The following is a 14,136-nucleotide window of genomic DNA, read 5'->3' as shown; positions in this document are numbered from 1 at the left end:
GTATTAGCGTTCGTTTCCGAACGTTATCCCCCTCTATAGGGCAGGTTACCCACGCGTTACTCACCCGTCCGCCACTAAGCTTTGGGAGCAAGCTCCCTTGGCTTCGTTCGACTTGCATGTGTTAAGCACGCCGCCAGCGTTCATCCTGAGCCAGGATCAAACTCTCATAAAAAAGTTTGTCCATGCAACCTAGGTTGCTGACTTATTACTTAGTACTTTATAGTACTCGTTGAACTTACAAGTAAGTTCATGAATCGACTGGTTTTATGGTTACTATTTTGTTTTCAATGTTCATCACCGTGCTCTTCAGCACTTTTACTATTATACTTGAGTGTTTTACTTATGTCAAGTACTTTTTAAAATTTATTTTACTTTTCTTTTTAGGTAAAATATAGCGGAGAAGGAGGGATTCGAACCCTCGCGCCGGTTACCCGACCTATACCCTTAGCAGGGGCACCTCTTCGGCCAACTTGAGTACTTCTCCGAATTAAAAAGTATTTATTTTTTCACCACTCAAGGCAAAATCTATAATATCAACTTTTAATCTTTATGTCAAGCCTTTTTATACATATCTTTTTTTTACCTTAAGTTTTAATTTGTTTTAACCTTTAAATCCTTTTATTTATCAAGACTTTGAATACTTTTTATACTCTATTTAAAATGTCCCTACACATAAAGTGTAAGGACATTATTTGTTGGAATACTTTTATATAGCTTGTTGTTTTACACACCTTAATAGCTATGGTATCTTAATAGCTCTCTTGTTATTTGCACATAATCAATTAATCTATTAATTTTATTTTTAAAAGCTATTGTTACCTGTGTAGCTCAACATTTTCTACTTTATTATAACATTCTTCTTTATGCTTTACAATCTCATTTATACAATAGTTCATCCCTATCTAAGAATTGTGATAGCTTGATTCCCCATTTGCTCCCAAGCCTTTATAAACTTTTCCCTATTCACCGCTTTATTACCCTTGGCATCTAATGGATCATTAATATAAATATACTGTAAATCATATCCTGTAATAACTACCGAATGTAGGCTTGACGTAGTCTTAACTATTCCTGTCGGTGTATGCCAAATATTAAAGAATTTTTCTTCTAAAGGTTCATATGTAGCATTTATTATTACCCATATAGGATACCCCTTGGAAAGAAAATATAAGACATCATTAAATTCCATACCTGTTATGTCTAATGCCTTATTAGGGAGATACTCATTAATAAGCTCTGTAATAGGTCCATGATATACTCCATATCCATTATTATTAATGTTATACATATCTCCTACAAACCCTTCATAAGGATTTCCATAATAAATTCTTCCCTCTGTATCTTTACTATATGGTGTTGTATCTTTCTTTACTTTTTTAGCTAACTCCATTTTACTAATATCTTTATTATAGTATGAAAATAACATAGCTAATGAAGTAACTTCACATCCCCTTGGAAGTTCAGGATATTGCCTAATATGTTTTACATTCAGTTGAATACTATTTGGTATTTCTGCATCCTTCTCCCATAAAGGTTCTTTATCGTTATTATAAAATATTTTTGACTCTTCATTCTTTACAGCATAACTAAAAGCACTATTAAAACTTGGAAAATCATGAATTCCTATATCGGTAATAATCAGAAAAGGGTCAAGGGTGCTATATATCCATTTTTGACTTTCTTTTTCAACTACTATACTTCTTTGTATTTCTTTAGCTTGTGTTATTGCTTCTTCTTTACTTGCTGTTTCACTTACTAATTCCCCAGATTTTTTTATTTGATATTTATTTTCCAATGATTTAACGTTTATAAAAGTAGGCAGAGCCCCTGTATTGTTTATAATTAAATAATACCCAGTTACTCCACCTATTATAAATACTATTATTATAAATGTCGCTACAATTAATCGCTTCATTTATTTTTACTCATTTTCCTCTATCTTATCTTCAATAAATTCTTCGTTAACCTTTTCCATACAAACTACTTGTACACCATCGGAAACATTAATCAATTTCACTCCTTGTGCATTTCTTCCTATCGAAGAAATCTGAGAAACCTGGATACGAATAATAATACCTTGTGAAGTAATAAGAAGTAATTCATCATCTTCTTTTACAGAAGCCACACCAATAATATTACCTGTCTTTTCCGTAATTTTATTAATTTTTAAACCTTTTCCACCACGCTTTTGAGCTCTAAAAGCTTCTAATTGTGTTCTTTTACCTAGTCCATTCTCTGTGGCTGTTAAGATTTGTTCTCCTTCTTGCGGTACTGTCGCACCAATAACTTCATCATCTTCTGATAAATTAATGGCCCTTACACCTCTAGCCGTTCTTCCCATAGGCCTTACATCTGTTCCATCAAATAAAATACCTTGTCCCATTTTACTTGCTACTAAAATAGCATCTTTAGAACTGGTTTTGTGTACTGCTACAAGCTCATCTTCTTCCCCTAAGCTAAGTGCAATAAGCCCACCTTTTCTGATATTCCTAAAGTCTTTAAGAGGTGTTTTCTTGATTTGACCCTTTTTAGTTACCATCGTTAAAAACATATCTTCCTCAAATTCTTTAACTGGAAATACCGCGGTTATTTTTTCCTCTTTGTCAAGCTCTAATAAGTTAATAACTGCTGTTCCTCTAGCAGTTCTTCCTGCTTCAGGTATTTTATACCCTTTTATTCTGTACGCTTTACCTTTATTTGTAAAAAACATAATATAATTAAAATTCGTTGTTACAAACAATTGTCTAATATAATCGTCCTCTATTGTGTTAACACCTATAATTCCTTTACCACCTCTATTTTGATTCTTATAGGTATCTAAAGGAATTCTCTTAATATATCCTAATTGAGTAACAGTAACCACGATATTCTCTTCATCAATAAGGTCTTCTATATCATATTCATCCTCATCAATAGTAATATCTGTTCTTCTTCCATCACCATATTTTTGTTTAACTTCAATAATTTCTTCTTTAATAACACTTAATAGTTTATATTCACTTTCAAGAATTGATTTCAAGTAAGCTATCTTAGTCATCAATTCACTGTATTCTTCTTCAATCTTTTCTCTCTCTAATCCTGTTAAAGCACGAAGTCTCATTTCAACAATAGCTTGAGCTTGAATCTCTGTTAACTCTATTGCCTCCATAATCTTATCTTTTGCTTCTTGAACAGTTTTAGATGAACGTATAAGAGATACAATAAGATCTATATTATCCAGTGCTTTGCGTAAACCTTCTAATATATGCGCTCTAGCTTCTGCCTTATTTAAATCAAACTTTGTTCTTCTTGTTACAACTTCTTTTTGATGTTTAAGGTACTCTTCAAGTATTTGTTTTAAGTTAAGTACTTTAGGTTTATTTTCTACAAGAGCTAACATATTGATGCTAAAGGTATCTTGTAATTGAGTATATTTATAGAGCTGATTGAGTACGATGGTTGGATTAGCATCCCTTCTAAGCTCTATGATAATAGACATACCATTTCTATCTGATTCATCCCTAATATCTGTAATACCGTCTACTTTCTTTTCCTTAACTAACTCAGCCATTTTTTCAATAAGACGCGCTTTGTTTACCATATAGGGAATTTCAGTTACAACAATACGAGATTTTCCATTATTCATGGATTCTATCTCTGCCTTTGCCTTTACCTTAACTTTCCCTCGACCTGTACGATAAGCTTGATCAATACCATATCTACCACAAATTGTTGCACCTGTAGGAAAGTCTGGTCCTTGAATAATTGCCATAAGCTCTTGTATTTCTGTTTCACGTACTTCTTGCTCCTCATTTTCACCCATATAATTATCAATCATCTTAATAACACCATTGATAACCTCCGACAAATTATGAGGCGGCATATTGGTAGCCATACCTACAGCAATACCAGATGAGCCATTTACCAATAAGTTAGGAAATCGAGAAGGTAATACACAAGGTTCCTTTGCAGACTCGTCAAAGTTTGGTCTAAAATCAACAGTATCCTTATCTATATCCGCTAACATAAAATTAGTAATCTTACTCATTTTTGCTTCTGTATAACGCATAGCAGCAGCACTATCCCCATCAATTGAACCAAAATTACCCTGTCCATCTACAAGAGGATACCTAGTCGAGAAATCTTGTGCCATACGTACCATTGCATCATAAATAGAAGAATCACCATGGGGATGATATTTACCCATAGTGTCTCCGACAATACGTGCTGACTTTCTATATTGTTTATCTGACCATAAGTTTAATTCACTCATAGCATATAAAATACGCCTATGAACAGGCTTTAAGCCATCGCGCACATCTGGAAGAGCACGAGACACAATAACACTCATAGCATAGTCAATATAGCAATTCTGCATTTCATCCTGTATATCTCTATGAATAATTCTGTCATAACTTACATCATTTGTATCCATTCATTATTCTCCTTGCTCTTTTTAAATATCTAAATAAGTTACCCTATGCGCATGCTCATTTATAAATTGTCTTCTTGGTTCTACATCATCACCCATTAGTTTTGTAAATATTTCATCCGCTGCTGCTGCATCATCGATACTCACTTTAACAAGTACACGAGATTCAGGATCCATAGTAGTTTCCCAAAGCTGCTCAGGATTCATCTCTCCTAAACCTTTATAACGTTGCATACGACTAATTCCAGTTCTACCTATTTCTTCTAATACTTTTTCGAGCTCTTTATCATCAAATACATAATATTTTTTCTTATTTTTCTCCACCAAATAAAGAGGTGGTTGTGCAATATAAACATGGTCTTGTTCAATAAGTTCTCTAAAGTAACGGTATAAAAATGTCAACAAAAGTGTTCGAATATGTGCTCCATCGACATCAGCATCAGTCATGAGGATAATTTTACCATATCTTAACTTAGATATATCAAAATCATCACTAATCCCAGCCCCAAAAGCAGTAATCATATTACGTATTTCTTGATTTTCAAGCATCTTATCAATTCTAACTTTTTCTACGTTAAGGATTTTACCTCTAAGAGGTAAAATTGCTTGAGTCTTAGGTGAACGTGCACTTTTAGCTGAACCACCTGCCGAATCTCCTTCGACAATATATATTTCACATTTAGAAGCATCCTTCTCTGAGCAGTCCGCAAGTTTACCAGGTAACGCATTACCTTCTAGCGCACTCTTACGACGGGTTAAATCTCTTGCTTTTCGTGCAGCATCCCTTGCTCTTGCAGCCATAATACCTTTTTGTACAACAATCTTACCTACATTAGGATTTTGTTCTAAAAAATAAGTAAGTTGGTCTCCAAATACAGATTGTACAGCTCCTGCTGCCTCACTATTGCCTAATTTAGTCTTTGTTTGCCCTTCAAATTGTGGTTCCCCTATTTTAATACTAACTATGGCTGTCATACCCTCACGAATATCCTCACCACTTAGATTCTTATCTGCATCTTTTAAAAGTCCCATTTTACGTGCATAATCATTTAATGTTTTTGTAACAGCTGTTTTAAAACCAGATAAATGGGTTCCACCCTCAGTTGTATTAATATTATTTACAAAGCTAAAAATATTTTCTACATAGGCATCATTATGTTGAAAAGCAACTTCTACAGAAATACCATCCTTTTCACCTTCGCAATAAAAAACTTCATCATAGATAGGGGTTTTATGTTTATTTAAGTGTCCTACAAATTCTTTAATACCACCCTCATAATGAAAAACTTTCTTCTTTTCTTCATTTTCTCTTAAGTCTATAAGCTGTATTTTAAGTGCCTTAGTTAAGAATGCTGTTTCTTTGAGACGTTGCTCTAGCATTTTAAAGTCAAAAATCACTTCTTCAAAAATCTCTTCATCTGGCTTAAAATGTACAAAAGTACCTGTCTTATCTGTACTACCTATAACAGTTAGAGGTTGTATTACTTCCCCTCTTGAGAATCTTTCTTGGTATATTTTACCTTCAGTATAAACCTCTACAACTAGCCATTCAGATAAAGCATTAACAACTGAAGCTCCTACCCCATGTAGACCACCGGATACCTTATACCCTCCACCACCAAACTTACCACCAGCATGAAGGATCGTAAATACAACTTCAACGGTAGATATACCTTTTTGTGGATGTATGCCTACTGGAATACCACGTCCATTATCTAGGACTGATATGGTATTGTCAGGATGAATAGATACTATAATAGTATCACATGCACCTGCTAATGCTTCATCAACTGCATTATCTACTATCTCATATACTAGATGGTGAAGACCTTTTGAAGAAGTACTGCCTATATACATACCAGGCCTTTTTCGTACTGCCTGCAGCCCCTCTAATATTTGTATTTGATTTTCATTATACGTTGCTGCCATAACTAAGATCTCACTCCTTTTATTTTTTACATACACTAACTCAAATTTATTACAAACTTATTTTTATAAAAATAAGCATATTAATCCAACATTTATTATACATCAAAATACTAACAAAGGCAAATTTACCTATATTTTAAAATATTCTGTCTAAAAATCTTTACTTATAACTTTTCCTTCTTTTACGTAATATAGTTTTCCAATTTTTTGTGTATTCCATACACTTTGTTCTATACCTGTACAAGTAATAAAAGTCTGAATATTTTTTGTGTACTTAAACAAATAGACTTGCCTATGGTCATCTAGTTCTGATAATACATCATCTAATAATAGAACAGGATTTTCTCCTATATGTTGCTTCATGATATTTAGTTCTGCTAATTTCATAGATAATACAACCGTCCGTTGCTGACCTTGTGAACCGTACATCTTAACATCCATACCATTTATCATAAATTTTAAATCATCACGATGAGGCCCTATAGAAGTATTTTGATAAAGAATATCCTTTTCTCTATACTTTAACATCTTATTACTATAATCAGTAGCACTTACATTAGGCTCATAAATAACCTCTAAGCTTTCTTTCCCACCTGAAATATCAAAATGTATTTTATTAGCTATTTTATTTAGCTCCTCTATGAACTTCTCTCTCTTATCTATAACATCTAAAGCATATTGTTCTAACTGAATATCCCAAATATCAATCATTGATGTATCCTTTGTCATATAATATTGTTTTAGTGTCAAATTTCTCTGTTTTAAAACCTTATGATACTGTCTCAATGCATAATAATACATCTTATCAATTTGGCATAATTCTATATCTATAAACCTTCTTCTTTCCTTAGGGCTATTTTTTATAAGCTGCAAATCTTCTGGCGAAAACATTACAATATTTAAACACCCAAAGAGTTCTCCAAGTTTAGCTATAGGTAACTTATTAATTGCTACAGCCTTTGTATTTTGATTAAGATGAAAATCTATTATATCCTCAACATAATTTTTCTGTAAACGTATCCTTACATGTGCAGCTTCCGTTCCCCATTTAATGATTTCTTTCTCTTTATGTGTTCGATGAGAACGTGCTGTAGCACATAGATAAATAGCCTCTAAAATATTAGTTTTACCTTGAGCATTATCCCCTTTAAATATATTAATCCCTTTATCTAATTTTATATCCAAGTCCCCATAATTTCTAAAATCCGTTAAGGATAGCTCTTTAATATACATAAAAGTGCTCCTTTTCTATTTAACACAAACTACTTCTCCGTCAAATTCTACTTGATCACCTGGTCTAATTTTCTTCCCTCTTTGAGTACATATTTCACCATTAACTAATACAAGTTCTTGAGCAATTAAACCTTTAGCTTCTCCTCCACTTTGCACTAAGTTAGCAAATTTCATAAGCTGGTCTAACTTTATAAATTCTGTATTAATCTTAATTTCTTTCATTTCTATTTCTCCTTAGTTTTAAATTCAATCAACAAATCGCTCTATAATTCAATCCTGAATAGTAGAGCGATTAAAAAACTTATTATGCATTAACACGTATAGGTAATATTAAGTATTTATAATGTTCACCTTCTTGAGGCTTAATAATACATGGTGTTAAAGAAGATATAAAGTTAATATAAACCTTATCTTCATCAATAACTTTAAGAGCATCTATAAGATATCTTGGATTAAAGGCAATAATAAGTTCTTTACCTTCAAGAATAACATCTATTTCTTCTCTAGCTGTGCCTAATTCTGTATTAGAGGTAATGATCATTTTATCACCATCTATTTGAATTTTTATAGGATTCTTCTTCCCTTCACGAGAAATAAGAGCTGCACGCTCAATGCACATTAAAAAATTCTTTCGATCTATTAGTATTTTTGTTTCGTAATCAGAAGAAAAAACCTGTTCATATTTTAAAAACTCTCCTTCTAGTAAACGTGAAACTACCTTGCTATCTCCTAGATCAAAAAGAACATGCTTATCACCAAAATAAATATTTAGTTCCTCAGTTTCCTCACTTGATAAAATCTTGTTAATTTCAGTGAGTGTCTTTCCTGGGATGACAACTTCTATACTTTCATTCTCATTTGAGAGTGGGGTCTCTCTATAAGAAATACGATAGCCATCTACAGAAACAATATTTAAGCGCCCTTCTTTAATTTGCAACATTTCACCTGTTAGTATTGGTCTTGTTTCATCTTGAGCTACAGAAAAAATAGTTTGACGAATCATATCTTTTAAAGTAAGCTGCTTAATCCTACAGCTGTGTAACTTTTGAACAGCTGGAAGCTCAGGAAAGTCTTTACCTGATTGACCTGCAATTTGGAATTTTGATTTTTCACTTATAATTTTAGTCATATAAGTATCATCACATGAAATTTCAATCATTTCACCTGGCATTTTTCTGATAATTTCAGAAAATATTCTTGCTTCTAAAGCTACAAAACCTTCTTCTGTTACTTCTGCATCGATAGTACTTTCTATACCTAGTTCAAGGTTATTACCTGTAAGTGTTAGTTTACCGCCATGAGCTTGAAGTAATATACATTCAAGTATGGGTAAAGTTGTTTTAGTTGAACATGCTTTTAGTACATTATTGATACTTGTTAATAAAAGATCTTGCCTACAATTTATATGCATGTGGATATCTCCTTTCTGTAAAAACATGATAATAATTAAAGTTAAATTAGCAATTATAGTAGTAAGTGCTGTGGGTATTGGGGATAACACCTTAAAACCTAATAAAGAGTAAAAAAATAACATGTATATAGACTTGTGGATTTGTTTAGTAAAAGGATTAGGTTTATCCACAACATTAACAATGATAAATTTTTAAAAAAATAATCCACAAGTAGTTAACTTTAAGTTCACATGAATATACACATAGTTATTTAGAAGTTATTTTTGATTCAAGTTCATTAATAATCTGAGAAAGTTCAATATCTGTTTGCAAATCCTTAGATATCTTTTCAAAACCATGAATAATAGTGGTATGATCTCTACCACCAAATCTCTCACCTATTTTAGGTAATGATAAATCAGTAAGCTTTCTACATAAGTACATAGCAATTTGTCTAGGATAGGCAATACTACGTGTACGTTTAGAAGAACGAAGCTCCTCTGGTTTTAAATGAAAATAAGCTGCTACTGTATCTTGAATATAGTCAGCCGTAATTATTTTAGGCTTGTCCTTAGAAATAAGGTCTTTAAGAGCTTCATTAGCTAGCTCTACTGTGATTGGCTTATTTGTAAGAGAAGAGAATGCAAGAATACGATTAAGAGCACCTTCTAATTCACGAATATTAGATATAACGGTTTTAGCTATGAAAAGAAGAACTTCTTCAGGAACAGAAAGACTTTCTATTTCTGCCTTTTTACGTAAGATAGCAATTCTGGTTTCTAGGTCTGGACTTTGAATGTCTGCGATAAGTCCCCATTCAAAACGTGAACGTAAGCGATCCTCCAATGTTTCAATTTCCTTAGGAGGGCGATCACTAGAGATAATAATTTGTTTATTTGCTTCATGAAGTGTGTTAAAAGTATGGAAGAATTCTTCTTGGGTACGTTCCTTACCTGCAATAAATTGAATATCATCAATTAAGAGGACGTCAATATTTCTATACTTATTTCTAAAGCTTTCGTTTTTATCATCACGAATAGAATTGATTAATTCATTGGTAAACTTTTCAGATGAAGCATAAATAACCTTAGCATTTGGGTTTTGATCTAATATATAGTGAGCAATTGAATGCATAAGGTGTGTTTTGCCTAAACCTACTCCACCATATAAAAATAAAGGGTTATAAGCTCTGGCAGGGGCTTCTGCAACTGCCAGAGCAGCAGCATGAGCCATTCTATTACTATTGCCAACTACAAAACTATCAAATACATATCTAGGGTTAAGATTACTAGGAATATTAAGCGGATCTTGTAATTGATCTGATTTTTTTATATTTTTTTTCTCAATAGTAGTTTGTTCATTAGGAAGTACAAACTTAATGCTGTATTCTTTATTTAAAATTTGCATAGCACTATTTTTGATAAGTTCTAAATATCTTGTATTAAGAATCTCTTTAGTAAACTCATTTTTTACACCTATTGTAAGGGTAGTACTGTCCATATCAATAAGTGCGGTTTCTTTAAACCAGGTATTGAAACTTACGCTAGATGTTTCTAATTCAATGATATTGAGAATAGCTTCCCAGTGTTTATCATACAGCGATACCATTATTTATCCTCCTAAGTAAACAATTTATTAACAAGTTATTCAAGTATGTTCAATATGTGAATAATTTAATCAACAGACATAGTAAAAAGTGAATATATTTTGAGATAAAAATAAAACGTAAACAAGTTGTGGATAAAGTTATAAAGACCTTAAAAATCTGAAATAAATATGGAAATAAGCAAAAAAAGAAGAAAAAATATAAGTTATACACAAGGTTATCAACAGAATGTGAATAACTTATTATAATTAACAACTTATCTACAGATAGTTTTATAATAGCAAATTACCTGTGGAAAAGCAACCGTTATGAAAAAATATCCACAGGTTATAAAGATAAAAAAAATGTGGATAAATTTGTGTAATAAGTATATATTTTTAGTAATTTCTTTAATATAAATTTGAGAAGTACTTTGTAAAATTCCAATATTTATATAGAAGATAAATATCAACTAATACTTGACGACTATTCATAAATCTTCTATACTATGCATAGTGCTTATTTATTTTTTTAGTTGTGTGTAAATATTTATTTTTCAAATGACGGAGTAGTTCATAGTAACTCTTTTGTCATTTATTGTGTGCATATTGTGTAACTACTTTATTAATTAAGGAGGCGCACACTATGAAAATGACTTTCCAACCAAAGAAACGTCAAAGAAGTAAAGAACATGGTTTTCGTAAAAGAATGAGAACTAAAAATGGTAGAGCGGTACTCGCTAGAAGAAGAGCAAAAGGTAGAAAAAAATTAACAGCATAGAACAAGGCCGCATTAGTGGCCTTGTTTTGCCTTATATAAATTTAGGAGTATAGTTAATGAAGTATACAGAATCGCTGAAAAAAAATTTCGAATTTAGGGTAGTATATAAAAAAGGAAGATCTTTTGCTAATAGGTACTTAGTTCTTTATAAATATAGAAATAATAAGGGAATAAATAGATTAGGTATTTCTGTAAGTAAAAAAGTTGGAAATAGTGTAGTACGTAGTCGTGTAACACGTTTAGTACGAGAAAGCTATCGTTTAAATGAAGAAATTATAAATAAGGATGGATGGGATTTTGTTATAGTAGCACGAAGTGCTGCTAATGGGGCTACTTATCAGGAAATTTCTTCATCTCTTTTATGTTTATTAAAACAACATAAAGCTATTTTATAATTTAATCTAATATTTTATAATATAAGTAGTCTATGATATGATATAATCTGCTGTAGAGAGGATATGTAACATGAAGGATATGCCCAAGATAGTGGCACTTAAGCTTATAAGGTTTTATCAAAAAGCAATTTCACCTATGCTTGGACAAAACTGTAGATTTATTCCCACATGTTCTCAATATACTTATGAAGCAATTCAGATTCATGGCTTTTTTAAGGGTACTTTACTAGGGGTCATACGTATTTCTAAATGTCATCCATTTCATAAGGTAATGTATGACCCTGTGCCTGAAAAAAAGTGTAGATAAATACTCAATATAATTTAGGAGGAGAATAATGGGAATTATCAACAATTTTTTTGGTGTAATTCTAAACTTCATATTTGATGGAGTGGCAGCAATTTCACCTGTGTACACACTAGGTATTGCTATTATCATTTTTACATTAGTTGCAAGGCTATTGTTAACACCATTTCAATTATCATCTCAACGTACATCCAGGGGGATGAGTAGGCTTCAACCAGAGATGCAAAAGCTTCAAAAAAAATATCAAAATAAAAAAGATCAGGCTTCGCAAATGGAATATAGTAAAGAAATGCAAGCCTTATATAAAAAGTATAAAATTAATCCTCTTGCAGGGTGTTTACCATTACTTATTCAGTTTCCAATTATTATGGCACTTTTTAATGTATTACGTGAACCGGCTAAATACATTACCAAACTAGGTAATGAATATACTTTTATTGCTCAGACGATTAAAGAGCATGTAGGTAATTATCCAACTTTATTAGAAGGATTTAAGGAATCTGTTCAAGTGACCTCACGTATGGAGTATGATTTAGGACAAGTTGATGGGTTATCTCAATTTTTAAGTCATCTTAATACTAACCAGTGGAATGAATTTTTGAGCAATGTTGGTTCTACAGCACAACCTATCATTGAAAAGGCTTTAGAAGTAAAACAAAATTATGAAAGCTTTTTAGGAGTAAACCTAGTAGATACTCCTGATCTTTTAATAAGAGGGGGAATGTGGTTAGCTGTTTTAGTACCTATTATTGCAGGTGCTTCAACTTATATTTTCTCTAAAATTACAATGGCTAGTAGTATGGCTAGTCAACAGGCTGCTGCTAATAGTAATGCTCAAGGAAATTCTACAGAATCAATGATGAAAGTAATGAATATAATGATGCCAGTTATGACAGGGTTCTTTGCCTATACAATGCCAATTGGTTTAGCTCTCTATTGGATTGCTGGTAATGTCATTATGGTGGGGCAACAGTGGGTAGTTAATAAAATTGTTTTAAAACAAGAGGAAAAGTTAGAAGAACAACTTAGAAAAGAACGTGAAGCAGCATTAGTTGATCAAAAAATCATAAAGAAAAAAGTAGTTAAAAAGGTTCCAGTTGAAAAAACAGCAGTACAATCAGAGGTACAAGAAACAACACATAAAGTAGTGAGAACTAAAAAAGTAATAAAAAAAAGTACCTGTACAAAAGCAAGATAAAAGCGAATAATAAACAGTAAATGTAGACAGTAAGGAATCAGATCAAAAGGAATAACTATACCAAAACCTGGGGGTGTTGATATGAATTTTGTTGAAAAAGTAGGGAAAACTATTGAAGATGCAGTTACTGAAGCATGTATTGAATTAGGTGCTAGTAGAGATGAAGTTGAAGTTGAAGTAATATCAAAAGGTTCAAAAGGATTGCTAGGTTTCGGAGCTAAAGAAGCTAAAGTAAGAGTTTCTATTAAAGAGAAAGTTAAAGAAGAACCTATTAAATTACAAGTTAAATTTGAGAAAGAAGTACCTAAAGAAGTAGAAAATACAAAAAAAGAGCTCCCAAATAAAGAAGTGAAAAAGGAAGTAAAAAAAGAACTTAAAAAGGATTCAGAAGACTTTGTAGTAGTAACACCTGAAGAATTAGAAGAGGTAACAGGTCTCGCTATGAGTTTTTTAGAAAAACTTCTTAAAGAAATGTCTATAGATGCAACAATGACTAGTAAGGTTGTAAATAACAACAGAATTAGTATCAGTATTTCAGGTAATAATATGGGGATCATAATAGGGAAGAGAGGGGAAACCCTTGATGCTATTCAATATATTGTAAATATCGTTGCTAATAAGCAGAGACAAGAATATATTAAAATAATGATTGATACAGAAAACTATAGAGAAAGACGAGAGGAAACCCTTCGTAAGTTGGCTTATAAATTAAGTAAAAAAGTGCAGCAAACAAGAAAACCTATTATTTTAGAGCCTATGAATCCATATGATAGAAGAATTATTCATTCTGCGCTACAAGATAGTAGGTTTGTAAAAACTCATAGTGAAGGTAAAGAGCCGTTTAGAAGGGTCGTAATTAGTCCAGCATACCAAAATAAATCATATAGATAAAACCCAGTTTCATTACTGG

12 protein-coding genes, 1 tRNA gene and 1 rRNA gene are annotated in these 14,136 nt (G+C 31.9%); 5 read left to right on the top strand and 9 right to left on the bottom strand.

The features are described from left to right. From CS063_RS10045 to dnaA, 9 genes are all read right to left on the bottom strand, one after another. Nucleotides 1-172: ribosomal RNA gene (locus CS063_RS10045) — 16S ribosomal RNA — on the bottom strand; the annotation flags it as partial. Nucleotides 173-395: 223 nt separating this feature from the next. Continuing rightward, a tRNA-Ser gene (locus CS063_RS10040) sits at nt 396-484 on the bottom strand. Nucleotides 485-898: 414 nt separating this feature from the next. Next, on the bottom strand, nt 899-1,915 hold the full coding sequence (locus CS063_RS10035) for a C39 family peptidase (RefSeq protein ID WP_099449571.1): 1,017 nt from the start codon (nt 1,913-1,915) through the stop codon (nt 899-901). A 6-nt stretch (nt 1,916-1,921) separates the two neighbouring features. Further along, nucleotides 1,922-4,414, bottom strand: coding sequence for a DNA gyrase subunit A (gene gyrA / locus CS063_RS10030; RefSeq protein WP_099449570.1), 2,493 nt, complete (start codon nt 4,412-4,414; stop codon nt 1,922-1,924). Nucleotides 4,415-4,435: 21 nt separating this feature from the next. After that, nucleotides 4,436-6,340 carry a DNA topoisomerase (ATP-hydrolyzing) subunit B gene (gene gyrB, locus CS063_RS10025; protein WP_099449569.1) on the bottom strand — a complete coding sequence of 635 codons (1,905 nt, stop codon included), beginning with the start codon at nt 6,338-6,340 and terminating at the stop codon, nt 4,436-4,438. 150 nt (nt 6,341-6,490) lie between these two features. Beyond that, a complete protein-coding gene (gene recF, locus CS063_RS10020) occupies nt 6,491-7,573 on the bottom strand; it encodes a DNA replication/repair protein RecF (RefSeq protein WP_099449568.1) in 1,083 nt (360 codons plus the stop codon). A 15-nt stretch (nt 7,574-7,588) separates the two neighbouring features. Beyond that, nucleotides 7,589-7,795 (bottom strand): S4 domain-containing protein YaaA, encoded by a 207-nt coding sequence (gene yaaA, locus CS063_RS10015; protein ID WP_099449567.1) that lies wholly within the window; start codon nt 7,793-7,795, stop codon nt 7,589-7,591. A gap of 82 nt (nt 7,796-7,877) precedes the next feature. After that, complete coding sequence (gene dnaN, locus CS063_RS10010; RefSeq protein WP_099449566.1) at nt 7,878-8,984, bottom strand: DNA polymerase III subunit beta; 1,107 nt, start codon at nt 8,982-8,984, stop codon at nt 7,878-7,880. A 247-nt stretch (nt 8,985-9,231) separates the two neighbouring features. Continuing rightward, nucleotides 9,232-10,572 (bottom strand): chromosomal replication initiator protein DnaA, encoded by a 1,341-nt coding sequence (dnaA, locus tag CS063_RS10005; protein ID WP_099449565.1) that lies wholly within the window; start codon nt 10,570-10,572, stop codon nt 9,232-9,234. Between the two features lie 622 nt (nt 10,573-11,194). Here dnaA and rpmH point away from each other — a divergent pair. From rpmH to jag, 5 genes are all read left to right on the top strand, one after another. Continuing rightward, nucleotides 11,195-11,329 carry a 50S ribosomal protein L34 gene (gene rpmH / locus CS063_RS10000; protein WP_099449564.1) on the top strand — a complete coding sequence of 45 codons (135 nt, stop codon included), beginning with the start codon at nt 11,195-11,197 and terminating at the stop codon, nt 11,327-11,329. A gap of 56 nt (nt 11,330-11,385) precedes the next feature. Then, nucleotides 11,386-11,724 carry a ribonuclease P protein component gene (gene rnpA, locus CS063_RS09995; protein WP_099449563.1) on the top strand — a complete coding sequence of 113 codons (339 nt, stop codon included), beginning with the start codon at nt 11,386-11,388 and terminating at the stop codon, nt 11,722-11,724. 70 nt (nt 11,725-11,794) lie between these two features. After that, on the top strand, nt 11,795-12,031 hold the full coding sequence (gene yidD, locus CS063_RS09990; protein ID WP_099449562.1) for a membrane protein insertion efficiency factor YidD: 237 nt from the start codon (nt 11,795-11,797) through the stop codon (nt 12,029-12,031). Between the two features lie 28 nt (nt 12,032-12,059). Beyond that, nucleotides 12,060-13,226, top strand: a complete 1,167-nt coding sequence (locus CS063_RS09985; protein WP_099449561.1) for a YidC/Oxa1 family membrane protein insertase — start codon at nt 12,060-12,062, stop codon at nt 13,224-13,226. Nucleotides 13,227-13,307: 81 nt separating this feature from the next. Next, the gene (jag, locus tag CS063_RS09980) at nt 13,308-14,117 is read left to right on the top strand and encodes an RNA-binding cell elongation regulator Jag/EloR (RefSeq protein ID WP_099449560.1); all 810 of its coding nucleotides are present in this window, start codon (nt 13,308-13,310) and stop codon (nt 14,115-14,117) included. Nucleotides 14,118-14,136 lie beyond the last annotated feature (19 nt).

This window comes from Sporanaerobium hydrogeniformans, assembly GCF_002735925.1.
In the GTDB taxonomy this organism is placed as follows: domain Bacteria; phylum Bacillota; class Clostridia; order Lachnospirales; family Cellulosilyticaceae; genus Sporanaerobium; species Sporanaerobium hydrogeniformans.
The sequence above is the reverse complement of the archived record's forward strand: the minus strand, read 5'-3'. Positions and strand labels throughout refer to the sequence as shown.